The following is a 24,358-nucleotide window of genomic DNA, read 5'->3' as shown; positions in this document are numbered from 1 at the left end:
GGGTATCGGCCTGTCCACGGCGTTCCTGGCAAGGCGCCGCAACGGCCTCGTACTGGACGTACTTGGTCGTTTCGGCAACGCGGCCAGGGACGTCGTGGGCAGGTCGAGACCCGGCCAACCCCCTGGGTCGAGCCACTAGCAAGTCCGGGTCGCGGACGATCTCGCGGTACGCCAGGGCCGCGCCGGTGGTGGTCGGCTCGACACCCGCTGTCAGCAGTTGAGCGAGCACCGCCGTGGCGGTCCAAGTGCCGAAGCGGCCGGCCACTTCCCGCAGCACGTCACCGAGTGGGGTCGCGCCCACCCGCACCGTCACGGCGCGCAGGTACTCGACGCATTTTCGCAGCGGCTCATCGGCTTCACGCGTCGCGCCGTGGATGGCGGCGGTCAGCAGCCGGGTGACCGCGACCAGCCTGGTGGCCGCGCCTGCGGGGATGCCCGCCAACGCGGACACACAGTCCACAGCGAACGGGGTCAAGCAGTCCGCCACCAGATCCCCGTCGTCCGGCAGGCCCGCGACCTGGACACGGGCCAAGTCCGCCACGGCAGCGGCGAACCCGGCGATCCGCCGCGCGGAGAACGCCCGCGCCAGCACGCCCTTGATCTCGGCGTGCGCGTCGGTGACGGTGAACCAGCCGCCGAAGAACTCCTCGACGGACGGCACGCGCCGATCTGACAGGGGGCTGCCCGCCCGCCCGACGACCAGGTGCGGGTCGCGCAGGGCGGCGACGGCGGCGGAGTAGCCGCGCACCGCCCAGCCGCCGTTCTCCCGGGTGATCTGTCCCATCAGGACCTTCCCTGTTCGCGGAGGCGGAACCGCTGGACCTTGCCGGTCGGGGTGCGCGGCAGGTCCGGCACCACCTCGATGGTGCGCGGGTACTGGTGGTGGCGCAGGCGCGGCCGCACCCAGTCACGCAACTGGGCGATCAGGTCATCGGTGGACGCCGAGGGCACCACATAGGCGACAACCCTGGTCAGCCCGGTGGCATCGGGAACCCCGACCACGGCCGACTCGCGGACACCAGGGTGAGCGGCGAGCACATCTTCGATGTCCACTGGGGACACCCATTGCCCGCTGATCTTGAACACGTCGTCGGCACGGCCCTGGAACGTGTAGTAGCCATCGTCATCGCGTGCGTAGAGGTCTCCTGTGGACACCCATGACTCGGTTCGGGGAGGGCGGTTCCAGTAATGGGTGAACGCCGTGTCCCCCGCTACCTGCAGGACTCCCGCGCCTGCGCCCTCGACTTCCACCCCGTCGGCCACCAGGCGCACCTGGAAGCCCGGCACCGGGACACCGCTGGTTCCCGGTCGGACCTGACCGGGGCGGTTGGAACAGAAGGTGGCCAGTAGTTCGGTGGACCCGATCCCGTCCAGGAGTTCCAGGCCCCGGGCCGCCCAGTCGGCGAAGACGGCCGGTGGCAGGGCCTCTCCGGCCGATGTCGCGCGCCGCACCGACGACAGGTCACGAGCACCCGGAACGGCGAGCAACGCCCGGTACACCGACGGGACCGAGGCCAGCAGGGTCGGCCGCCGGGCCGCGATGGTGTCGAGAATCCCGGGCAGGTCACGGCGACCGGGCAAGATCACGGCGGTCCCACCGAACCACAGCGGGAAGATCAGGTTGTTGCCCAGGCCGTAGGCGTGGAACATCTTGGATGTGCAGAACATCCGGTCGTCTGCGTTCACTTCCAACACGTGAGCCCCGAATGTCTCAGCCGTGCTGGTCAGGTCGCGGTGGCGGTGCACAACGCCCTTGGGGCGGCCGGTCGATCCCGAGCTGTACAGCAGGAACCCCGGGCCATCGACGTCCACTGGGTCCACATAGGTCTGGTCGACCGCGAGAGCGGCATATGTCGCCGGTTCGACCACGACCTTGGCGCCGCTGTCCACCAGGAGGTGCCGGTGGTCGTCAGCGCCCAGGGCCGGGTTGCCCGGCACCGGGACCAGGCCGACCCGCAGCGCGCCGAGGAACACCGCGTGGAACTCGGGTCCGTCGTCGAGCAGCAGCAGCACCCGGTCGCCCCGGCGCAGGCCGAGGTCGAGCAGGCCCCGGGCGACCGCGCACACCTCGTCGAGCAGCCGGGCGTACGTCCAGGAGCGGTCTTCGCACTCAACCGCCACGTGGTCGCCACGGCCGCGATCGCACCAGGTGTCCAGCACGGTCGAGGCGTTCCCGGTGGCCCGCGCCCGGTTCATGTCCCGGCCACCCCTTCCAGTGCGACCGCGCCGCGACTCGACGGCAGGGCGGCGGCGAGTTTCAGCAACATCTCGGCGTGCTCGTCGACCGGGTCGGAATCGAGGACGATCGCGCCGCCCGCGCCGACCCGCAACCGCCCGTCGTGGGCGACGGCGGTGCGGATGACAATGCTCAGGTCGGCCGCGCCGGTGAACGAGAAGTAGCCCAGCGCACCGGAGTACACCCCGCGCGGCCGCTGCTCCAGCCGGTCGATGATCTCCATGGTGCGGGCCTTGGGCGCCCCGGTCATCGACCCGCCGGGGAAGCAGGCCCTGGCCGCGTCCACCGCTCCCACACCCGGCCGCAGCACACCGCGGATGGTCGACACGAGCTGGTGGACCGTCGCGTACGACTCGACGGCCATCAGGCGCGGCACGGTGACACTACCGAGCGCGCAGACCCGGCCCAGGTCGTTGCGGACCAGGTCGACGATCATCAGGTTCTCCGCCCGGGTCTTCGCACTGGTGGCCAGCTCGGTCCGCAGCGCTGCGTCCAGCTCCGGGTCCGGTGAGCGCGGCGCGGTCCCCTTGATCGGCTTGGACTCGGCGACCCCGTCCGCGCCCACCCGCAGGAACCGCTCGGGCGACGACGACAGCACCGACAGCTCCCCCAGGCGCAGGAACGCGGCGTAGGGCGCGGGATTGGCCCGGCGTTGGGCGCGGTAGAGGGCGAACGGGTCGCCGTCGAAGGGAACCGTGGCCTCGGTGGTCAGGCAGATCTCGTAGCTCTCCCCCGCGTGCAGTTCACGCAGGCATTCGCGGACGTCGTCGGCGTACTCGTCCGGAGTTCGGGCGATGGTCGCGGCAGGACAGTCCACACTGGGCTCTGGTGTCTGGACCAGGGTGGGCAGCAGGGCAGCCGTTCGGTCGACCCACGGATCGTCACCGGCGGCGATCACCCAGGTGGTGCCGGAGTGGTGGTCGACGGCGACCAGGCGGGTCGGGGTCAGCCAGATCGCGTCGGGGGTTGGTGAGGTCCGGGTGGGCACCGCACCGCAGTCGGCCCTGGCCTCGTAGCCGAAGTAGCCGACATACCCGCCGGAGAAGGGAACCGGGAGATCACAATCCCTTGTGGACTCGGCCAGTCGGGCGGTCAGCGCGTCGAAGATCCCACCTTCCTCAGTGGACACGACTCGTCCGCCTGCGTCGAGCACGTCGACCCGGCCGCCTTGGTACCGCAACACCTCGGCGTGTGGACCGACGGCGGCACCGATGAAGGAGAACCTCGTGTCGCCGGTGTCGGTGCGGGCGCTGTCCAGCCAGAAGGCGTACCTCGTGTCGCCGAACAGCCGCTCGAACGCCGCCGCCAGCGGTACCGCCGAGTCGACCCGCCGGGCGGTGACCTCGTGCCGCCGCAGTGGTCGGACCGGCCGGGCTGACCTGGTGGTTCGGACGGTCGACCGCTTGACACCGGCGAGGTCGGCGAAGGTGGTCAGCAGGCGGTGGCCGTGTTCGGTGGCCACCGACTCGGGGTGGAACTGCACACCCCACCACGGCCGCGACCGGTGCCGCAGCCCCATCACCACTCCGTCGGGGGTCCACGCGTCGACCTCGAACCCCGTGTCGGCCAACTCCGTCACACACAGCGAGTGGTACCGGACCACGGTGAAGTCCTGCGGCAGCCCCGCGAACAATCCGAGACCGGTGTGCCGCACCGGGTCGAGCCGCCCGTGCGCGGGAGCGGGCGCCGGGACCACGTCACCGCCCGCCAACCAGGCCAACAACTGGTGCCCCAGGCAGACCCCGAGGACCGGGCGGTCCACCGCGGCAAGGACAGCGGGCAGAGCGCCGACATCACGCGGGTGCTGCGGCCTGCCCGGCCCCGGGGACACGATCAGCGCGTCGAACCCGGCGGCGAACGCTGGGGTCAACTCCGGCGCGTCGTTGCGGACCACCACCGGTTCCACGCCGAGGACGACCCCGGCCAGGTGCGCCAGGTTGTGCGTGTAGGAATCGTAGTTGTCGATGAGCAGGGTACGCATCGCGCATCGCCCCCATCCATCCGCGAAATGGTTCACCCCGACACCGGAATCGACATTAGCATGGACATCCTGGCGCCGGAAGCGGTTACGATAGCGGCCATGGACCTGGTCGACGGGAAAACCCGCGCAGCCGTCGTCACCGCCTATCTGGACCACCTCGGAGTCGCCGCCGGGCCGCCGTCGGTGGACCTGTTGGGCGCATTGCACCGCGCTCACGTCGAGCGGGTCGCGTGGCACAACCTGGACATCGCGGCGGGGGTGGACAACGACCCCGACCCGGTCGCCGCGGCCGGTCGGCTGGCCGCCGGGCGCGGTGGGCACTGCTTCGAACTCAACGGTGCGTTCGCCATGCTGCTGGGTGAGCTCGGCTTCGCGGTCCGCACCCACCGGGCCGCGATCCACGGCCGCTACCAGCGGGAATCGCCCGGGGCGAACGGCACCCACCTGGCCCTGTCGGTGTCCGGGCTGCCCACGCCGGACAGGGTTGGGCGGGCCGACGATGGGGTGTGGCTGGTGGACGTTGCGGCGGGCGACCTCCTGCACGAACCCGTCCCGCTGCGCCCAGGCGAGTACGACAACGGCGGCTACCGGATCACCCTGCACCGCGGCGGCACCGAGCCCGGCGGGTGGCGGGTCGACCACGACCGGCGCGGCGGGTCGCGCGGTGTGGAAATCTCGCCCGACCCGCACCCGATCGAGGACCAGCTCGATTCCCTGCGCTTTCTCACGCACGACGAGAATTCGCCGTTGCGCTTTTCCACGCTGGTCCAGCGGCGTCATTCCTCCGGGGCGGACATCATGTTCGGACCCGTTCTCGCCCGGTCCGGTCGAAACGCCCAACTGCCGGATCTGCGGCATTGGCTGGCCGTGTTGACCCAGGTGTTCCACCTCCGCGTCGAGTTGTTCGAGCCCGCGGCCCTGGCCCGGCTCTGGGAGCTCGCGGCCAGGGCCCGACCCGCTACCAGGTGACCGGCAGCGCGGACAGCCCGCCGAGCAGCGTGTTGGGCCGCACGGCCAGCTCCGACACCGGGACCGCCAGTCCGAGGTCGGGGAAGCGTTGGAGCAGCAGGGTGAACACGACCTGCAGCTCGACCCGGCCGAGCGCCGACCCGATGCACGAGCTGGGCCCGTACCCGAAGGACAGGTGCGGGTTGGGCGCGCGGGTGATGTCGAAGCGGTCCGGGTCCGGGAAGACGGCGGGGTCGCGGTTAGCGGTGTTGGCGTCGAACACGACGGCGTCGCCCCTGGCGATGGTGACCCCGCCGATCTCGATGTCCGCCTGGGCGTAGCGGGGCAGCGCGCCGCCGCCGGGCACGGCCAGCCGCAGCACCTCCTCCACCGCGCCGACGACCAGGCCGGGGTCGGCCCGGATGGCCCCGGCGGCGTCCGGGTTGGTCACCAGCAGCACGGTGCCCAGGTCGATGCGGGCCACGGTGGTCTCGAAGCCGCCCGCGAGCAGGCCGGTGGCCATCTGCACCAGTTCGTCGTCGGTGAGGTCGCTGGTGGCCTGCTCGGCGATGAGCAGGCTCAGCACGTCGTCGGCGGGGGCGCCGCGCTTGCGGTCGACCAGGCCCGCCATGTAGTCGGTCAGTTCCTGCCAGGCCGACGCCGCACCCGCCCAGTTCGCCATGTCCAGCGCCGCCTCGGACAGCTCGCTGAACGTCTCGATCTCCAGGTCGGGCACGCCGAGCAGGTCGCAGATGACCAGCACCGGCAGCGGCCAGGACACGAGTTCGTGCAGGTCACCGGGTGATCCGGCGGCTTCCAGGTTGTCGAGCAGTGTGGAGGTGCGGGCCTCGATCATCGGGTACAGGGCGCGCATCCGACCGGGGGAGAACATGCCCGCGAGGAACCGGCGCATCCGCAGGTGGGCGCGTTTCATCTGTTCGTCGTCGAAGCTGCCGATCGGGCCGCCGAGGGCGGCGGCGAAGATCCGGGCGGCGGACTCCGGGTCCGGGTGGGTGCGGCCGATCCGCTCGTCGGTCACCAGGTCGCGGATGGTCTGGTGGTGGGTGACCACCCACGCCTCGGACCCGAACGGGGTGCGCACCTTCCGGACCGGCCCCTGGGCCTGCAGGACCCGCATCAGCGGGATGACGTCGAGCACGTCGTCGCGTTCGAAGTCCAACTGCGGTGGCAGGTCCGCGTTCTGGTCAACGGTGTTCAGGTTGTCCACTGTGGTCGCTCACTCCCTCGCCGGTCCCGGCAGGCGGGCGCCTGCCCCAGGTGGCCATCAACAACGCCGAGAACCCCGCGCACTCCGGGTCCGCGCCCCAGGCGATCCCGTCGGTCACCTGCCGCTCGGTCAACAGTCCGAAGTGGACGTAGAGTGGGCCGAAGCGGCGGAGCAGGCTCTGCACCATGGTGGCGGCGGTGGGGGTGCCGCCCTCGATGAGGTGGGCCCGACCCTCGCAGCCGACGTCGGTGGCGCCGAGCCCGCGCAGCAGGCGGGGCAGCCGGGCGCCCAGGGTGGGGTGGCTGCCGGTGCCCTGGAGCCAGCGGCGCATGGCCGAGGTGACCGCCAGGAAGATCTCCTCACCCGGCCCGGGGAGGGGGTGGGTGGCGGCCCAGTTCATGTCCTCGACCACGATCCAGCCGCCGGGTCGGACGGCGGCGTACAGCTTGGCCAGGGCCGCCGCCGGGTCCTTGAGGTGTTCGAGCAGCAGGCGGGCGTGCACGACGTCGAACCCGCCCTCGGGCAGGTCGTCGTGCTCCAGGTCGTGTTGGCGCGGGTGCAGGCGAGGACCGGCGGCGACCAGGCTGACGTCCAGGTCGGTCGCGACGACCTCGCCGACGCGTTCGGCCAGCCAGCGGGCCACCGAACCGCCGCCCGCGCCCGCCTCCAGGCAGCGCAGACCCGGGTGCAGGCCGAGGGAGTCGAGGCAGGCGAAGGTGCCCCGGTCGTACATGCGTTCCAACTCGGCCATCCAGGCCGGGTCGTTGGTGCGCGCGGAGAACGTGTTCGTCTCGGCCACCTCACCACACCCTTCCGCTCAGCACCGGCGCGCCCGCGGCGACACCGACGCACAGTTGCGCGAGCGTCCCCACCCCGGCGGGCAACCGGTAGCTCTCGTCCACGGCGGCGGCGTCGAACCCGAGGAACGGGTGCGCCGAAGCCCCAAGAGCGGCGCACGCCAGGGTCACCGCGTCGATGGCCATACCGACCCGCATCTGCTGCACCCGGTACGACCGCGCGCCGGGGTAATCCAGGCACCCCGCGAGGTGGACGGTGAACGCGGCGGCGGCCAGGTTCATACCGGGGCGATACAGGGCGCTCTGGAGCGTTCCGGTCGGGTCCTGGTCCGGGTTGAGGTGGACCAAGGCGTGGTGGTCGTAGCCGTGGTGGTCGTAGCCGTACCAGCCGGGGCGGTAGCCGTCGACCGCGCGGATCGCGCACAGGACCTGGAGGTCGGAATCGGCGCAGCTCAGGACGGCGGCCAGGGTGGTCGCGGGCAGCGGCGCGCCGGTGAACGACGGGCCGGCCGAGCGCCGTCGCCGGACCGTCTCGACGCGGTAGTCCGTGGCGGCGGGCGGGGGCAACGGTGTGCGCTCGCCGGTGAGCGGGGGTGGCGGCGGGGCTGGGGGTGCCGGGACTTGGGCGGCGAGGTGCATGGCCAGGAGGTCCCGCGAGCGGCGCACCACGGTCGAGCGCTCCCGGACTGGCGGAGTGTGCACGGGCAACACCGGCGGCATCGAGCGGGTGACCGGCGGGGTGACGCGCACGATCGCGTAGGCGCCCTCGTCGGTGAGGTCCAGCAAGCTGTGGATCGCGGCGTCCGCGAAGTCGAAAGCGATCTCGGAAGCGCCGCCGTGCGCGGTGATGACGGTCCGCAGCCTGCCGAGGACGACACCGACGTCGACCGCGCCGAGACGGTAGGCGAAGTCGCCGTATTTGTAGAAGTTCTTCCAGAACCGGTGGGTGAGCACCAACTCGACGCCGTTTCCCGCGCGCCCCAACGTGACCAGCTCGTGCCTGGCGACGTCGAAGTGGTGCGCGGCGCCGTCGAACAGGGCGTAGACCTCGGTCGGGTACAGCGCTCCACCGGACGCCACCGGCCGCCGGACGACTGTGCGGCCGCCTGTCGTCACCGCTCGGGACACGCCAACGGCCTCGGTGAGCACCCGCAGCACCCAGCCCCGGGTGGAGTCCTCGGCCTGGTCGGCGAACCTCGGTCCGGCCGCGTAGACCTTGACCGGCCACGGCGCGTCGGACCAGTCGACCGGGGCCGTGGTGCCGGGCTCGGGACGCGTCCGCAACGCGGTGGTGAAGGTGCTGATCATGGGAACGGGTGCGGTAGCTGGATCGGATTCGTGCTCCCCGGATACGGCAGGGAGCCGGTCAGCCGGGGTAGACCGACTGTGCGTCGGTTGTGGTGGCCGAAGGTCATCGGCAGCAAGCCGGGAACGACCACCTTGACGCAGTGCAGGCCGCGGCGGCTCAGCTCCGGCATGGTCTGGTCCACGACGATCACGTCCAGCCCACAGGCCAGTACGTTGGCGACGGCGGTGGCGAAGTCGGCGCGAACATCCGGGCTGTCGGCGCGTATTGTCGACGGGATCTCGTTGAGCGGCAACGGATCGGTCTCCCGGTCGAGGAGGAAGGCGAACCGGTCGCGGGCCTCCGGGAGGCAGTTGAGCGCGGCGTGGTCGGTCATGCCGGTCACCAGGTCGGGGTCGGTGAGCATGCCCAACACCCGCTCCCGGCGCTCGGCGTAGTGGTAGGTGACGTACTGCACCGCCCCCACCAACTCGGCGAGCCCACCTGAGAGCGCCTGCTCAGGGTCGGGGTGCGCGCCGGAGCCCGCGACCACGGCAGGCCCTTCCCCCACTGGACACTCGGCCACCAGTACGAAACTGGGCATCTGGTATTCCATTGTGGACAGATAGGCGCGGAACCGGCAGCCGGTGGTGAGTTCGGCCTTGCGCAGGAAAGGCCCGTCCGGCACCTCCACCTCGGGCAACACCAAGCGCCGGTACCAGGTGAGCAGGAACGAGTCCCGTTCGGCGAGTTCCCGCAACCCGTGCAACGCGGCCTCTTCCACCGACGCGCCGAGCGCGCACCCGTTGGACGTCTCAAACGCGAAGATCGGCTCGCCGTCGTCTCTTGGTCCCCAGTGGACGGATCGCTCGGGAACCAGGACGGGACCGTTGCGGGCGAAGGAGAATCCGGGCAACCAGTCGACGACGGTGTTCGGGCTGTACTCCGCGAAGCGGGAACCGGGAGTGCGGTAGGACTCCGCCGGGTGCAGGCCCAGGGTCGCCGGGTCCACGGCTGCCGCGCCCAACTCGGCGTAGCTGGACCGAACGGGCGTCGGCGAGCCACCCCGGTAGAGACTGGCGTAGCGTTCCAGTCCTTCGAGGACGGCGATGGTCCGGGCGGCGCGGTAGGTCTCGGCCCGGCCGATCGCGGGTTCACGCGCACCCCACCGCACCGGCTGTTCGACCGAGGAAGCGGCCAAGGGACCGTCCAGATCATCGACGACTTCCTTGAAGAGACCGATGCCCCGGCGCAGGTAGTCACCGATGACGTCGCCCTCGATCTCCCGGGTCCGCAACACAGCCGGACCGAGCTTGCGGAAGGGGACGCCCGGTCGGTTGAACACCGGGAGCGGATGGCCGGGGTCGTCACCGCAGACGGGGCAGGTGGAGTCCGGGAGCAGGGCTTGGCGGTCGATCACACCGGTGCGGGCGTCCAGCACCCACACCCGGGGATCGACGTCCGCACCGGCGGCCAGATCCACGGCCAACTCGGCCGCCACCCTGGGCAACCACGGCGGCAGGCCGCGACCACGCTCGGTGCCGAAAGCCTTGGCCCGCTTGATGTCCGGAGCAGGGCCGTACCCGGGATTGGTCGCACGCACCCGTAGGCACCGGGGGCATCCACGCCCGCCCGGCTCCCACCTCGGCCCAACGAAACACAAAGATCGCCAGTGCGCCAACGACACGACCGCGCCTTCAGCCCCGTCGATCTCGTCCAACGCACTGACCACCACCGTCGCCGAGGTCTGGACTTGCCGTGATTCCAGTGCGGCGGTCACAGCCGTCGCCAACGGGCCCGCACCGACCACGGGCAAGGTCTCCAGTGTGCTCATCGCGGCTCCGGTCGGATGGCGACAACGGCAGCGGCCGTACCCACGAACGGGACCGCGCCGGTCAAGTCCGATTCGGACAGTGCGAGGTCCGATCGGTTCGCGCACAACGCCTCGGTCCAGGTCTTGACCGGCGGGGCCAGGTGCACCGGGTTCGACGTGACCGCCGCGAGGAGCGCGTTGTCCTCGGCGTGGGAAGCGCTGATCCCGATGCCGGACGCCAGAACCCGGTCGGTGCGAACCTTCGCGTGCCAAAGCCCGGTCGGCAGGCGGACCGCCGCCGCCTCGACCCCGTCCGCACCGAGGGTCGCGAGCAGGAAGGCGGTCAGCGGGGTGCGTCCGCCGTCCACCAACCCCCAGGTCCGCACCGGGTCCGGGGTCAGCTCAGCCGACAGGGCGACCCTCGCACGGTAGCGCGCCTCGGCGACGGACCACCCGGCGCCGACATGACCGTCCGCGCCCAACAGCCGGGCACCCTGGACGGCCAAGGCCCCGAGCACCGCCTGCACCCGCGCCTCCCTCGCCCACGGACCGCTGCGGACCACCTCCCCCAGCGCGGTCCGACACCGGCTGGTGGCCAACGGGAGCTGCGGCAGGTCGTCCTCCCCCACGGCCAGCAGCGGCCCGGCGACGGGGTCGGTCCACGAGCGGACCGCCGCGGTGATCCGCACGGCCTCGGCATTGGGGATCGACTCGCGCGGCACGACATCCGGCCGGACCTGGGTCTCGTCCTCGTCCCGGCCCAGGTCGGCGATGGTCAGACCGGGGTGGTGAGAGCAGTCCGGGTGGCGCCACAAGGTGTGTCGAGACGAGGTGAGCGTGTCGGGATCGACAGTGACCGCGGTCCGGTCCGGTGTTTCGTCCGGGCAGGCCAACCGGCGGTAGAGGCGGTGCGCCACCTGGAAGGCGGCCAGGCAGGCGGCGGGCGCGGGAACAGCCGAGCTCGACGGCCCCTCGGCACCCAACGTCCGAACCGCGCACTCCCAGCACCACTCGTCCCCGTCCAGCACCGCGCCGACTATCCGATCGGCCCGCGCGTGCAAGACCCCGACCAGACCAACCGAGTCCGGATACGTCCCCGCGTGGAGAATTACCCGGGCGTCGCCGGGATCGGTTGCCACTGTCCACTCGGCCTCCGGGTCCCGTTCGGCCACCGCCGCCAAGACTGGGGCGACGGCGTCGCGGTCGTCGGTGACCAGCCGGACCCGGGCGAAGGCGTGGTCGGCCAACGCCCCGGCGGCCGCCCGCAGCAGTGGTCCAGACCCCACCACCGCCGCGGGCACCACGCGCACCGCGACCAGCCGACTGTACGGATCACCGGGGAACTGGGCCAGGTAATCCAGGTGGTCGGCGAACTTCTCGACCATCCAGGCAGGTCGCGGTCCGACTGGCGACCCGGCCGCCACCAGGAAACCATTGCGCCGCAAGGAGTCCAGCAAGACTCCGGCCGCGGGCCGCACGGGCTCCGGCAAAGCGGCCAGCACCGAGTCGACCGAACGGGTGCCGTCGAGCAGGCGTGCCAAGGCGGACAGCAGGTCGTGCGCGTGCTGGTGGGCGACCGAGAACGACCCCGTCCCGTGGTACACCGTCGCGCCCGTCGCGGTGCGGACGAAGAAGGCGTCGCCGCGAACCCGGAACGACTCCGTCACCGGGCTACGACCGGCTCGTCGAAGGAGGCGATGCTGCGGCCGGTCGAGGTGATGTCGGCCAGGATGACCGAGGGCCTGCTCAGCTCGGCGACCAGGAACTGCGAGCTGTTCTCCTCGTTGGCGATCGCGTCGGACCGCCGGTACGGGGCGACGTCCGGGCTTCCCGGGCTGATCACACCGCACAGGTCGAGCACCCGCGCGCGGAACGCCCGGTCCTCCCGGTTGGTCAGCACGATCCGGTTGTCCGGGCAGGCCAGCGCGACGCAGGCGATCAGCCGGACGTAGCTGTCGTCGTCCACCTTGGTCTTGTTGCTCGACGCCAGCGCGGGCCGCAGCCGGGGCACCGACACGTCGACCACCGCGCCGCGCCGGTCCAGGTGCTCGGCGTGCGCGACCAGGGCGACGATCTCGGACTCCACGTCGTGCAGACCGATCAGCGCGCCCGGGTTCACGTGCCGGAACCCCGCGTCGAGCCAGCGGTCGAACGAGGACAGCCTGCGGTCGTAGTCGGCCTTGGGGGCGCCCGCCCCGCCCATGAACCGGTCGTAGGTCGTGCGGTTGTAGGTCTCCTGGAACACGCACATGGTGACCGGCTGCTCGGGGGTGATCCACTCGCCGAGGACGGCGATCTCCTCGTCGGTCATGCTGCCGATGTTGTAGTACACCCGGTCGAAGCCCAGTTGGAAGGCGCGTTCGATGGCCCAGCCGATCCGGAAGGCGTTGGCCAGCCTGGTGTAGGGCTCGTCGTACTCGCCGGTGAGGAAACCGACGCCGCGCACGCCCTCGTGCTCGAGGAGGATCCGCAACTGCTCCTCGATCTCCCGCTTGCCGGAGAACCGGCGCACCATGCCGGTGTTGCTGCGGCGCATCCCGCACATCTTGCAGTCGGAGTCGCAGTGGTTGGTGGTGTAGAGCGGGGAGAACGTGTGCAGCCGCGGTGACCGCCGCTCGGCCAACCGGGTCGCGGCGGCGACGATGTCCTCGGTGGGCACCTCGGTGGACCGGTAGAGGGCCAGCGCGGTGGCGGCCCGGCCCGCCGGGTGGTCGCGGGAGTCCAGCAGGGACCCGGCGTCGAGCGCGTCGGCGGCGGCGGACACCTCCGCGAAGTCGGGCGCGGTGAACGCGGTGGGCGCGCACGCCTGGTCGAGAGATCGTTCTGTCATCGCGGATTCCCCATTCTCTGCCGTGCCGGAGGCAGGCACGCCAGTGCGCGACCGCCCGCTGCCCCCGCCCGCGCGGCGGGCGGCCAGAACCCGAACTGGTGTCCCCGACCGGGTGCGGGCACCGCCTGCTTCCCCAGCCGGGTGGCCGAACCCGTCGGCAACCCGTCGGCGCCGTCCGCGCACTCCCCGTGCCTGCCGCGACTACCGCGGCGGTGACCGGGGTGGTCGGTTGACCCGCCACCCCGGCCCCGATCGGCCCGACCCAGCATGACACCGATTCACGGCACTGTCGAGTACCGGCGGCGACCAATGGAAATGCTTATTCGGTGGTGGGTGGCCGCACCCCCGGGTAAAGTATTCGGCCATCCGGGGGAAACGATTGCGCGCTGAACTTCCCCCGGCAATTCGGATTGATCTCCACTGTGGACGTCCGGTTGGGTCGGCGCTTGACGTGGCCAAAATGCTGCCAGTACCTTCGGGGACACCCGATCCGATGAGCGGCGGAGCGGACCGATTCGCAGATCGGCGAAGCTGCCGGTCCTCGGGCCGGCGAAATTGCCGGTTAACAGGTCGGTAACCCACTGGTTCACAGATCGGCGAAATTCAGGTTCACATCAATCTGGGAGGTTTGATGGCGCCCGAGAACACCCCGCAGGGTCTGGAATCGCTGGACTTCGACTTCTCCGCACTGGAGATCTCGGACTTCATCGACGAGAGCAGGCTCGAGGACGGCGAGACGATCTCCACCGTGATGGCGGCGTCCTGCACGTCCTGCGAGTGCTGCTGCAGCACGTCGTGATACCCGGGCGGGGCGGTGGCGACCACCGTCCCGCCCGCACGCCGCGACACCCGTCCGGACCGTCCTGTTGGACCCTTTGGGGGAGTTGGCCATGACGTCCCGTTTCCCGGTGCCACCGGCGGCAGGCAGGCAGGCGATGATCTACCTGCACATCCCGTTCTGCCGGTCCAAGTGCAACTTCTGCGACCTGGTCCACCCGGTGCCCACGGCGGACCTGCTCTCGACCGCCCGGGACACCAAGCGCATGCAGTACCTCACGGCGCTGTGCCAGGAGATCTGCGCCCAAGGCGTGGCCGCCGACTCCGCCGGACGAGTGCCGACCGTGCTCTATTGGGGTGGTGGCACCGCGTCCATCCTGGAGCACGACGAGGTCGAACTGGTGATGTCGGCGCTGCGCGAGAGCTTCGACCTGGGCGGGATCGTCGAGGCCACCATCGAGGGCAGCCCGGACACCATGGACACCGACCGGCTGCGGCACTTCCGCTCGCTCGGCTTCACCCGCGCTTCCTTTGGCGTGCAGTCGTTCGACGACAACCGACTGCGCCAGGTGGGGCGGCGGCACAGCGCGGACGACGCGCGGCGGGTGGTCGGACAGGCCAGGGCGGCGGGGATGACCCAGGTCAACATCGACCTGATGTGCGGCTTCCCGGACGAGAGCACCGACGAGGTCGGCCGCTCGGTCGCCGAGGCGGTGAAGCTGCCGATCGACCAGCTCTCGCTCTACCCGTTCCGGCCCAACTCCGGGACCGCGCTGCGCCGGTACGTCGACCGCGGCCGCCGCGAGCTGCACCTGCGCAACCAGCTCCGGTCGTTCCACCTGGGCCGTTCGCTGGCCCTGGACGCGGGCCTGGCGGAGGAGGCGTCCGGCTACTTCGGCCCGCTCGCGCTGTTCTCCGGCCGGTACTTCCAACTGACGGCCGATCTCATCGGCATCGGCTCCGGGGCCATCTCGCTGGCCGACCGGCAGTTCCGGGCGCACAAGAAGGGCCCGCTGGACCCGTACATCGCCGACCCGCTCGCGTTCGACACCGTGCTGCCCGCGACCGCGGAACCGGTGGTGGCGTCCAACCTGCGCGCCGGTCTGTCGATGTTCGACGGAATCCTGCGCGACGCGTGGGAAACCGCGACCGGCGCGGCCCTGGCGGACTGCCTGGACACCCCCGGCATCGCCCCGATGGTGGGGTTCTTCCGCAAGCACGGCCTGATCGAGGACGAGCGTGGTATGCGGCTGCCCCGGGACCGGGTGGGCACCGCGCTGATCGAGTTGTCGTTCCACACCGCCGCGCTGCAAGCGGCCTCCTGATGGTCGTGACCCAGCGGTGGACGGTGTTGACCCTGCCGGGTGAGCGGGATGACCAGGATGCCGCACTCGCCCGGTTGGCCGGGGTCGACGGCGATTTCGTCGTCCTGCGCGACCGGACCCGGCTGCGGCTGTTCACCCGGGACGACCGGATCGCCGCCACGCTCGTCACTTCCGAGCTGTCCCTGGTCGACACCCTGCCGTTGCCCACCGACGACGACCTGCCGGTCACCGGCCCCGTCGCGCCCGCGTTGCTGGCGGACTTCCTCATCGAGGCCGGTCCCCTGGTCGCCGCCATGGTGGCCGACGGCGGGCTGACCCGCACCGACGCCGGGTTCGACATGATGGTCGCCCACCTGGTCGCCGTGGCGCGGTACCTGCCCCGCGACGACTCGGCGATGGGCGCGTTGGTGCGCAAACACCACCCGATCCCGTTGTCGTTCCCCAGCGTCAGCGCGCACGCCGACGGCATGGTCGCCATCAGCGGCGGCGGCGCGTCGCTGCGGGTCAAGCTGCGCAAGCAGTACAGCGCGGCCGCCCCAGCGGTCGAACGGCGCGCACGGGCGTTGCTGGACCAACTGCAGGACGGCGGCCCGGTCGCGTCCACCCACGCCCAGCGCTGGCACGACCTGGTGGACCGACACCGCCGAGTCGTCCAACACGCCCTGGAGCGCGGCGACCTGTGGGCGGTCACCCAGGACGGTGAAGTGCTGCCCGATCCGGGGATCGGCGCCCTGCACGCCCTCACCGCCGCCGTCCCCGCCCTGCGCGACTACCTGGCCACCAACGTCGGCTACCTGTCCATGCGGTTCATGATGGGCCTGCTCTACCTGACCCTCCACACCGGACTGGGCCTGGTCATGCCCGAACGCCTGGTGCTCTGCGACGCCATCGGCCGCTCCCTGGAAGCCGTGGGCCGCCGCGGCGTCAGCGACCTGATGGCAGGCCTGATCTCCGCCATCAGCACCGACGCGGTCCCCGCCCGCTAGACCAGGTATTCCACGACGTACTCCTCGGCCCCGTGACATTCTGGGCGAGGAGTATGCGCGGTGGCGGGAGGGCTTCTTCCAGGACCACTCGGCTGCCCTCCTGGCGGAGGAAGACGTTGAGCAGCAGAGGGCTGGCGAAGTCCAGCTAATGGCGTTTGCTCAGGCGGGCCTGCCGCGCTTGGCGAGCCCAACGGCGGGTCTGGGCCACCCAGCCGGACGGCGGCCTTGATCTCCGCCATCGACGCCGAGGCAGTACCCGCCTGCTAGACCACGTATTCCTCGGCTCCGTGGCATTCGAGGCAAGAGGGTGCGCGGTGGCGGGGAAGGCTTCTTCCAAGACCACCCGACTGCCATCCGGGTCGCGGGGAACCTGGCGGAGGAAGACGCTGAGCAACAGGGGGCTGGCGAAGTCCAAGTAGTGGCGTTTGCTCAGGCGGGCCTGCCGCACTTGGCGAGCCCAACGGCGGGTCTGGGCCACCCAGTCGGATGGCAAGCCCGATCTCCGCCTTCGGTGCCGACGCCGTGCCCGCCCGCTACGCCACGTACTCCACGATAGACTCCTCGGCCCGTGACATTCGGGACGACGAGTGTGCGCGATGGCGGGGAAGGTCTTCCTCCAGGACCACCCGGCTGCTGTCCGGGTCGCGGGGAACCTGGCGGAGGAAGACGCTGAGCACAGAGGGCTGGCGAAGCCCAGGCAGAAACGTTTGCTCAGGCGGGCCTGCCGCACTTGGCGAGCCCAACGGCGGGTCTGGGCCACCCAGTCGGATGGCAAGCCCGATCTCCGCCATCGACGCCGACGACATGCCCGCCCGCTACGCCACGTACTCCACGACATACTCCTCGGCTCCGTGGCACTCGGGGCGAGGACTGTGCGCGGTGGCGGGGAGAGCTTCCTCCAAGACCACCCGGCTGCCGTCTGGGTCGCGGGGGATCTGGCGGAGGAAGACGTTGAGCAGCAGAGGGCTGGCGAAGTCCAAGTAGTGGCGTTTGCTCAGGCGGGCCTGCCGCGCTTGGCGGGCCCAGCGGCGGGTTTGGGCCACCCAGTCGGCGGGACCGGAGTCCGGTGCCTCGCGGACGGTGAAGAAGCATTCGTCGTCGATGCCTGTGGTGCGTTGCCAGTCGCGGATCTTGCGTAGGTCGGCGAGGGATTCCGCGCTGGTGGGCAGGTCGTGCGAGCCTGTGGGGACTTGCCACGCGCGGCGGTCGAGCACCAGGCCGCCGAGGGTCAGGCGGGGAAGGTGCGGTGGGGTCGCGGGGAGGCGGTGCCACCAACCGCGCTTGGCGCCGACGATGGGGGCGAACGCGCAGAGGAATCGGTAGAGCATGGGGCCTGCGGCGGGGAACAGGAAGCTCATCGGGGTCAGGTCGACCGGGTGACCGTCCCGTGTGGACCGGAGGACAAGCGTTTGCGTATCCGGGTCGGCCTCCACGGTCAGCTCGGCCAGGGTGTGGGCGGGACCGGCGGAAACGACGCGCGGGTAGGTCAGTTCGAGCGGGGCCAAGGGCGGGTGCAGGGCGATATTCAGGCCGAGCACCGCCGTGAGGTCCATCTGCCGGGGCGGGATGGCGGCGCGGACGGCTTCCGCGAGTGACCAGCCGTCCGGCTCGGGCGGGAGCAGGTCGCAGAAGCGGGAGTAGAACACGCCGTGGCCGGTCATCACGGAGTTGAGCACGACCGCGTCACCGGCGAGCTGGACCCGCGCGGCGAAGTTGTCCAGTGGTGGGATGCCCGCGGCGAACGTCCGCACCCAGTCGGGGTCCAGCTCGACCGCCGGGCTCGGGGTCGCGGCCAGTTCGCCCAATCGTGCCAACAGTTCCGCCCGTTTGGCGCGCACCGTCGCGGCGGTCGGTTCATCCTGGGCGGTCATGACGGCGGAGATCGCGCCCGCGCTCAAGGCGGCGAACTCGCGGTAGTAGTCCAGCAGCGGGACCGGGCCACGGTGGGTGGCGGTGAAGTGCCCGTACAGTCCCAATCGGACGAAGGTGGAGTCGTCGACCAGCGGCAGCAGGTGACTGAGCGCGGCGAATCCCCCGGCGACCCGGTCGACCGCCGTGCCTGCCCAGCCCGCCGACGGACCGGACCGCCCGGTGTCCTCGAACACCAACGCCCGGTCGCTGATCTGCCCGTCGTCCTCGGCGGCGATGCCCGCCACCGCGGTGAAGTCGCGTCGGGCCTGGTCCAGTTCGGTCAACAGCGTGACCCGGCGGGGGAACGGGGCATCGGGGAACTCGGCCTCGGCCCGGTGCAGGCGCTCGAACACCTGGGCCAGGGCGGGGTTGTCCAGCAGCCGCGCCAACCGCTCGGCGGGGGCCGGGTCCTGGTCGGGGATGCCGAGATCGGTGTGGCAGACGCCGGCGTCGACCAGTTTGGCGACGAATCCGGCGATGGCATCGGCGGGCTTGCCGGAGCGTGTGGCGAGCGCGCTGACCAGCCCCGCCTTGGACAGCGGGCCGTCGTCCAAGAGCGCCAAGACCAAGCGGAGAGCCGCTGTCAGCGGGACGGCTCCGAACCGCTCCCCGCGTAAGCCGTCGGCACGCCCGTCGCGACCGCGGTGGAAGAACTCCACCCGGTCACCGACCACCCTCAGCGCACTGTTCAGCCGCACCAACACGATCGCGTCCAAGCCCGGCAGCTCGTGCAGCTCACTCGCCATCCAGGTGAGCAGCCCGCGGTTCAGCCGCGCGCGACGCACCACCCGAGCGGGTTCAACCGGACCACCTGACCAGGGCTGGGCGCCGACCTCGGTGAACCGCCCGAACGGTGTGGGCTTGCGGGCACTGCGGGTCAGGTACGCGAGAGCGGTCTTCTCGGCTGTGCGCAAGCGTTTCCCCGGCGAGGCGCCGCCGGAGGCGAGGACCGTGTCGTGGTAGGCCGTCACCGAGTCGACGACGGTGCGGCCGGACAGCAGGATGCCGTCCAGCAGGTCGGCGTCGAGGTACTTGGCCAGGGCGAGCCGGGCCGAGGCCAGTTCCTCGGTCAACGCGCTGTCGGCTCGAGCCAGCCAAGCGTCCCGAGTGGCGCGCGCTTCGACCCACTGGGTCAACAACTGTCGGGTCGAGTCGGCGAGGATGTCAGGAGCCGCCGCGAGATCGGCCGCGGTCGGGCGGTCGTTGTGCAGACCTCGACGCAATCGCAGCACCAGGTTGCGGTCACGGCCCGCAAGGGCGGGGACGACGGCGAACAGCGCGGCGCTGAGCCGATCGGCGGTCTCCGCCAGCACGACCTCGGTCGCCTCGGCCTCGGTCAACGCCTCAATGGTCCTGGTGGCGCGCAAGGCGTCAAGTGCTTTCACCGCAACGGTTCCACGGCGCCACAACACGTAGTCTCGGAAAGCCACGCGGAATCCGCCCTCCGTGTCGGCGCCGCCCGGGTCTCCCCATGCTGCCACGGATCACCCGTCCCGTCACGGAATTCGGCCGATCGGCCGGTGTCGTTGACGACCCGGGGGCGGATTTGACACAGTGGCCGGACGAACCTGCTGGGGAGATGGTCGACGGTGGACCGGTTGCGCGTCGGGGCTTCGCACGTGCGCCGCTTCGCTGCAGCCAGCGGCGACAACAACCCCCTGCACGTGGACCCGGACTTCGCCGCGCAAGGGCCGTTCGGGCAGACCATTGTGCACGGAGCGCTGAGCGCGATCGCCGCCCTCGGGTGGGCACCGTGTCCCGTGGGGTCGCTGACCGCGCGGTTCCACCGTCCCGTCCTCATCGATACGGACTATCGGGTGATTGTGGCGTCCCGCGAGGATGACGTGGTGATCACCGTGGCCGAGGGCGACCTACCGGCTGTCACAATCACCCTAACGCCGGGGGACGCTCTCGCCGAGGCCCCGCCACCATCGGGCGGATTCGCCGCCGGGCCTTGCGCGGCACCGGATTTTCAGGTCACGGTGCCGGATTCTGCCGGTGACTACGGCCTTCCGTCCTTCGTCGAACTACGAGCGTTGGCGGAAGACCTCGGTGCCGGAGCGGTGCCGTCGTCGGTCTTGGGCGCGCTGGCGTGGGGAAGTTGGTTCGCCGGGATGCGTCGACCCGGCCGCGACTGCCTCCTGTCGGGTCTGCGGGTGCGCCCGGGTGCCCCACGAGACGGCTACCTGACCCGGGTGCGGGCGGCCGACCCGCGGACCGGCGCGGTGATCATTGACGCCGACCTGCCCAGCGTGTCCCTGGAGGTGCGGGCGTTCCACCGGTTGCCGCTGCCCACACCCACTCGCGCCAGCGCGGACAGCGTCTTGGCTGCCGAGCGTGTCTTGGTGGTCGGTGGCAGTCGGGGTTTGGGCGCCGCCATCACGGCCGCGTTGGCGTCAAGGTCGGCTTCGGTGTGGACGGGCTACTCGCGTGACCACGCGGCGGCCTCGGCGCTCGCCGAACGGTTCGACGGGCTCGTGCACCCGTTGCGGATGGACGCCGCTCATCCGGTGGAGTTGCCCGACCTCGATCTGACCGGCTTGGTGCTGTGCGCGGGTCCCGCGGTCCGCCCGATCGGACTGCACCAAGACACCACGGCCGCCATCCGCGAGTTCGTCGACCGCAGCGTGGCCATGGTGTTGAACCCGCTCGCAGCCGCGCGTCTGCGGCCAGGGAGTTGGCTCGTGGTCGTGTCGTCCTCGGCGGTCGAGGACTTCCCAGCGCACTGGCCGCATTACTCGATGGCCAAGGCGGCGGTCGAGGCGTTGGCGACCCACTGCGCGCGCGAACTCCGCGTCCTGATCTTGCGTCCACCGCGACTGCGCACGGCCATGGCCGCCGGTCCACTGAGTGCCATCGATCCAGCCGTGGTCGCCGCACACGTGGCCAGGTGGGTGCCCGACGCGCCAACGGGAGTGACGACCTTGGGGTCGGCGGACCTGGCTCAGGCCCCCACGGCGACGGAATAGAGCTCGCCGAGCGACCCGGCGGACAGGGCGTCCTGCAGGGACACCGGGGTGCCCGCCGCGCGCTCGATGGCCATGACCAGCCAGACCAGGTGCTGCGAGTCCCACTCGGGGAGCTCGTCGAAGGACGTGTCCGGATCGGCCGACACGCCGACCTCGTCGCGGACCAGGGCGAGGAACTCGGGCAGGGTCATCTGGTCGCCCTTTCGGTCAGGTCGCGGGCGGTCACCCGGAGGTGCGCGGGAACCGGCGGGGTGGCGCCGAGGCCGCGGTACAGCGTGCCGGGTCCGTCCGACGGTACCGGGGTGAAGCCGTGGCTGGGGTAGAAGTCGGCGAAGCCACCGTTGCGGGCGCTCGGGACGTACAACGCCTCGACCTCGGTCGCGGTGGCCACGACCAGCGACAGGCAGGCCGTCTCGATGCCCCGGCCGAACACCCGGCAACTGAGTAGGAAGTTCTCCAACCGGAGCCGATCCCCGACGCGGCGGCCGAACACCGCGCCGACGAGCCCGTTGTCGCCGAACCGGTCCGACGAGCGGATGGCGACCACCAGCGCGTCCGGGTCGTCGAGCAGGGCGGCGACCTCCGGTGCGGACAGTCGCGTGGTGGTCATGGTGAACTGGTTGGTGCGCAAGGTCAGTTGCGACAGCCGGGGCACGTCGGCCGGGGTGGCAACGGCCAGGTCGACGTGGACGTCGAGCGCGGTCAGGTAGTCGTCGAGGGAGTCCACACCAGCCCGGAGCTCGCGGCGTTCCAGGTCGGCCCGGTAGGCGGCGGGGCGGGCCTTGTCCTCCGCGCTCAACCGGGGCACGTCGAACCAGCCGTCGGCCAGCAGGGCGGCCACGTGCCCGGCGGGATCACCGGAGAGTTCGACGACCCGGACGTCGGGGAGCATCCGCGCCACCATGCCGCACTCGGCCGCGTTGTCGTCGACGAACACCAGGGAGTCCAGCCCGAGGTTGAGGTCTTCGGCCAGCTCGGCGAGCACGTCCGGCTTGGGGCGCCAACTCGCCGAGACCCGCACGAAGTCCTCGGCCCGCAACACCATCGCCCGCCCCGCCAGGGCCTCGGCCACCGGGCCGGGGTCGTTCTTGCTGGCCACGGCCAACAGCACGCCTTGGGCGCCGAGCTGCCTGATGACCTTCTGCAGCTCGGCGAACGCGGGGCCGACTTCGACCCCGTCCGGTCCGACCTCGCCGAGGACACCCGACCAGAGGGTGTCGTCCAGGTCCACGACCAGGCACTTGCGCGTCCGGCCCACCGCGTTGCGGGCCAGGTGGCCGACCTCGCGGGCGACGGCGGCCAGCAGGGCGGGCGAGTAATGCAGTCCCATGTGGACGGCCAGGCGCTGGTCGGTGGCCGGGATACCGTCGCCCAGCAACGGGTCCAGGTCCAACACGACGACGCCGGGGCGCTCGGCGAGAGCCAGCAGGTCCGCGTTGGCCCGGCGCCACACCGCGCCCAACCGCGCGCGGGACCGGTGGTCGACCAGGCGTGCGGTGTGGGCCCGGGGCAGGGGCAGGGTCGTGATCACCACCAGACCCCGGGCGCGCTCGGTGAAGCGGTCCAGCAGCTCGGACATCCGCCGGACGGCTCGGGCGGCGGTGGCTTCCACGTCTTCGACCTGCCACGGCGTCGAGACCTCGGCGAACACCACCTGCGCGTCGAGGAGGCACAGGGTGACGTCCGCCGCCAGCATCGCCTCGGTCGGGTCGGCCAGGTCGCGCAGGTAGGTGTCGTAGCCGGTCGCCGCGCAGCGCGGGACCAGGCCGTGTCGCACCAACTCCGCCGCGATGGGGGCGACGGCGGCGCCGACCGTGCCCGCGCCGGTGACCACGACCGACACCTCGGGGAACCCCGGGGGCACCGCGCCCGGGTCGATCTTCGCGAGCAGCGGCCCGACCCGGATCCGGTCCTCGGCGGACAACCGGGCGACCACCTGGACCACGGCATCGAACTCCGCCGCCAACCGACCGGCGCGCGCGATGCCCACCAGCCGTGCGACGTCCCCCTCGGATTGCCCCATGTCGGTCCTCCCCCGCCCGACCATAACGCGACCGGAGCGGACGCGCACCGGTCGCGGCACAGCGGCTATACATCGAACTGACGGCCACAGAGGGTGACCACACGCGTCAACCGCCGCCCGGGTGACACATCCGTTTCGGTACGAATTGTCCGCAACTGAATCCGACTCCGTGGAACTTTTACCCCACAACGGATTCCCGCCCGCGACGACCGGCGCCACCCACCCCTGGACCACCACGGTGCGAACGGCGATAGTGAGCCGGGTGGGAGGCTGGACGCCAAGTGAGGTGAGCGCACCTCCGGCACTCGATCGCGAGCTGCGGAGGCTACTGCGGCACGGCACCTTCGCCGAGGTCCTCGACCACGCCCTCAACACCCGCAGGCTCAGCCTCGAACGAGTCCAACACCACCTCGCCGAACAAGGCGTCCGCGTCAGCCGAGCCGCCCTCAGCTACTGGCGCCACGGCCGCAGCCGCCCCGAACGCGCCGAATCCCTGCGCGCCGTGCAGGCCCTGGAGAAGGTCCTCGACCTCCCACCCGCGTCCCTGGTCACCCTCCTCGGCCCACAACGCTCCCGCACCCGTCCCCCCGACACCGTCGACCGCCGCCGCATGTGGCCCGCGCACAGCCCCCTCCTCACCGCCCTCGACGCACCCCCCGACACCCAACTCCGCCGACTCGCCATCCACGAACACGTCCTGGTCGGCCCCACCCACACCCTCACCCGCGTACACACCCGCCTCGTCCTCGAAGCCACCGAAGACCACGTCGACCGCTGCCTGATCTACCTCTGGAACGAAGACGCCCCCCTCCCCACCCTCACCGACGTCCAGTACTGCCGAACCGGCCGCACCCGCCGCAACGCCGAAGCAGGCGCCCTGGTCACCGAACTGGTCCTCGACCAACGCCTCAACACCGGCGACCGCACCGTCATCGACTACACCTGGACCTTCCCCCCAGGCTCCCCCCTCACCTTCTACCACCGCCGCCTCACCACCCCCGTCCGCGAACTCGTCCTCCAACTCCAATTCACCGAAGATGTGCCAGCAGGCTGCACCCCATACCGACAAGCCACAGTAGACAGCCCAAAGCGAGTTGGCAGTCCCTTGTGGATCGGCGCCTCCGGCACAGCCCACCTCATCCTCACCGACCTCCCCCCAGGAGTAGTCGGCCTAAGCTGGGAATGGGACTAACCAAGAAACCCCACCCCCATCAACGAAGTCCCACACTTGCACCGCCCCCCCCCCCCC

18 protein-coding genes are annotated in these 24,358 nt (G+C 71.1%); 6 read left to right on the top strand and 12 right to left on the bottom strand.

Annotated elements, in window-relative coordinates:
* From H504_RS0124480 to pabB, 3 genes are all read right to left on the bottom strand, one after another.
* Positions 1–784: cytochrome P450 family protein (locus tag H504_RS0124480; protein WP_026424932.1), on the bottom strand; the 784-nt coding region annotated here is incomplete at its 3' end.
* Entirely contained in the window at positions 784–2,196 is a 1,413-nt protein-coding gene (locus H504_RS0124475) for an AMP-binding protein (protein WP_026424931.1), read from the bottom strand. The genes H504_RS0124480 and H504_RS0124475, both read right to left, overlap by 1 nt.
* A complete protein-coding gene (gene pabB, locus H504_RS0124470; RefSeq protein ID WP_026424930.1) occupies positions 2,193–4,217 on the bottom strand; it encodes an aminodeoxychorismate synthase component I in 2,025 nt (674 codons plus the stop codon). The genes H504_RS0124475 and pabB overlap by 4 nt, the downstream gene beginning before the upstream one ends.
* A 99-nt stretch (positions 4,218–4,316) precedes the next feature.
* Here pabB and H504_RS0124465 point away from each other — a divergent pair, with 99 nt between their 5' ends.
* Positions 4,317–5,186 carry an arylamine N-acetyltransferase family protein gene (locus tag H504_RS0124465; protein ID WP_051386216.1) on the top strand — a complete coding sequence of 290 codons (870 nt, stop codon included), beginning with the start codon at positions 4,317–4,319 and terminating at the stop codon, positions 5,184–5,186.
* Here H504_RS0124465 and H504_RS0124460 read toward each other — a convergent pair.
* The 6 genes from H504_RS0124460 to nocL are packed head-to-tail and all read right to left on the bottom strand — an operon-like array spanning position 5,176 to position 13,118.
* Complete coding sequence (locus H504_RS0124460) at positions 5,176–6,393, bottom strand: cytochrome P450 (protein ID WP_245614443.1); 1,218 nt, start codon at positions 6,391–6,393, stop codon at positions 5,176–5,178. The two genes, H504_RS0124465 and H504_RS0124460, sit on opposite strands and share 11 nt — an antisense overlap.
* Positions 6,371–7,192 (bottom strand): class I SAM-dependent methyltransferase, encoded by an 822-nt coding sequence (locus tag H504_RS40475; RefSeq protein WP_084468138.1) that lies wholly within the window; start codon positions 7,190–7,192, stop codon positions 6,371–6,373. Before H504_RS40475 ends, H504_RS0124460 begins: the two co-directional genes overlap by 23 nt.
* A 1-nt stretch (position 7,193) precedes the next feature.
* Positions 7,194–8,498 carry a nitroreductase family protein gene (locus H504_RS0124450; protein ID WP_026424927.1) on the bottom strand — a complete coding sequence of 435 codons (1,305 nt, stop codon included), beginning with the start codon at positions 8,496–8,498 and terminating at the stop codon, positions 7,194–7,196.
* Positions 8,495–10,309, bottom strand: a complete 1,815-nt coding sequence (locus tag H504_RS36775) for a TOMM precursor leader peptide-binding protein (RefSeq protein WP_084468136.1) — start codon at positions 10,307–10,309, stop codon at positions 8,495–8,497. The genes H504_RS0124450 and H504_RS36775 overlap by 4 nt, the downstream gene beginning before the upstream one ends.
* On the bottom strand, positions 10,306–11,955 hold the full coding sequence (locus H504_RS0124440) for a hypothetical protein (RefSeq protein WP_026424926.1): 1,650 nt from the start codon (positions 11,953–11,955) through the stop codon (positions 10,306–10,308). Before H504_RS0124440 ends, H504_RS36775 begins: the two co-directional genes overlap by 4 nt.
* Complete coding sequence (nocL, locus tag H504_RS36770) at positions 11,952–13,118, bottom strand: 3-methyl-2-indolic acid synthase (RefSeq protein WP_051386214.1); 1,167 nt, start codon at positions 13,116–13,118, stop codon at positions 11,952–11,954. The genes H504_RS0124440 and nocL overlap by 4 nt, the downstream gene beginning before the upstream one ends.
* Positions 13,119–13,749: 631 nt before the next feature.
* Here nocL and H504_RS40470 point away from each other — a divergent pair.
* From H504_RS40470 to H504_RS0124420, 3 genes are all read left to right on the top strand, one after another.
* Positions 13,750–13,917: a thiocillin/thiostrepton family thiazolyl peptide gene (locus H504_RS40470; RefSeq protein ID WP_169735454.1), complete on the top strand. Its 168-nt coding sequence runs from the start codon at positions 13,750–13,752 to the stop codon at positions 13,915–13,917.
* A gap of 91 nt (positions 13,918–14,008) precedes the next feature.
* Positions 14,009–15,220, top strand: coding sequence for a coproporphyrinogen-III oxidase family protein (locus H504_RS39020; protein WP_051386213.1), 1,212 nt, complete (start codon positions 14,009–14,011; stop codon positions 15,218–15,220).
* Positions 15,221–15,225: 5 nt separating this feature from the next.
* Positions 15,226–16,206, top strand: a complete 981-nt coding sequence (locus tag H504_RS0124420; protein WP_169735453.1) for a hypothetical protein — start codon at positions 15,226–15,228, stop codon at positions 16,204–16,206.
* 815 nt (positions 16,207–17,021) lie between these two features.
* Here H504_RS0124420 and H504_RS0124410 read toward each other — a convergent pair.
* Positions 17,022–19,502, bottom strand: a complete 2,481-nt coding sequence (locus H504_RS0124410; RefSeq protein WP_169735452.1) for a lantibiotic dehydratase — start codon at positions 19,500–19,502, stop codon at positions 17,022–17,024.
* A 183-nt stretch (positions 19,503–19,685) separates the two neighbouring features.
* Between H504_RS0124410 and H504_RS42680 the strand changes: the two genes are divergently transcribed.
* Positions 19,686–21,086, top strand: coding sequence for an SDR family NAD(P)-dependent oxidoreductase (locus H504_RS42680; protein ID WP_342668795.1), 1,401 nt, complete (start codon positions 19,686–19,688; stop codon positions 21,084–21,086).
* Here the strand turns inward: H504_RS42680 and H504_RS0124400 are convergent.
* Together H504_RS0124400 and H504_RS0124395 are read right to left on the bottom strand one after the other, a co-directional pair.
* Positions 21,062–21,277: a hypothetical protein gene (locus tag H504_RS0124400; protein ID WP_026424922.1), complete on the bottom strand. Its 216-nt coding sequence runs from the start codon at positions 21,275–21,277 to the stop codon at positions 21,062–21,064. The genes H504_RS42680 and H504_RS0124400 overlap by 25 nt on opposite strands.
* The gene (locus tag H504_RS0124395) at positions 21,274–23,109 is read right to left on the bottom strand and encodes an HAD-IIIC family phosphatase (protein WP_051386211.1); all 1,836 of its coding nucleotides are present in this window, start codon (positions 23,107–23,109) and stop codon (positions 21,274–21,276) included. The genes H504_RS0124400 and H504_RS0124395 overlap by 4 nt, the downstream gene beginning before the upstream one ends.
* 286 nt (positions 23,110–23,395) lie before the next feature.
* Between H504_RS0124395 and H504_RS0124390 the strand changes: the two genes are divergently transcribed.
* On the top strand, positions 23,396–24,301 hold the full coding sequence (locus H504_RS0124390; protein ID WP_026424920.1) for a transcriptional regulator: 906 nt from the start codon (positions 23,396–23,398) through the stop codon (positions 24,299–24,301).
* Positions 24,302–24,358 lie beyond the last annotated feature (57 nt).

This window comes from Actinokineospora inagensis DSM 44258, assembly GCF_000482865.1.
GTDB classification, from domain to species: Bacteria; Actinomycetota; Actinomycetes; order Mycobacteriales; family Pseudonocardiaceae; genus Actinokineospora; species Actinokineospora inagensis.
The sequence above is the reverse complement of the archived record's forward strand: the minus strand, read 5'-3'. Positions and strand labels throughout refer to the sequence as shown.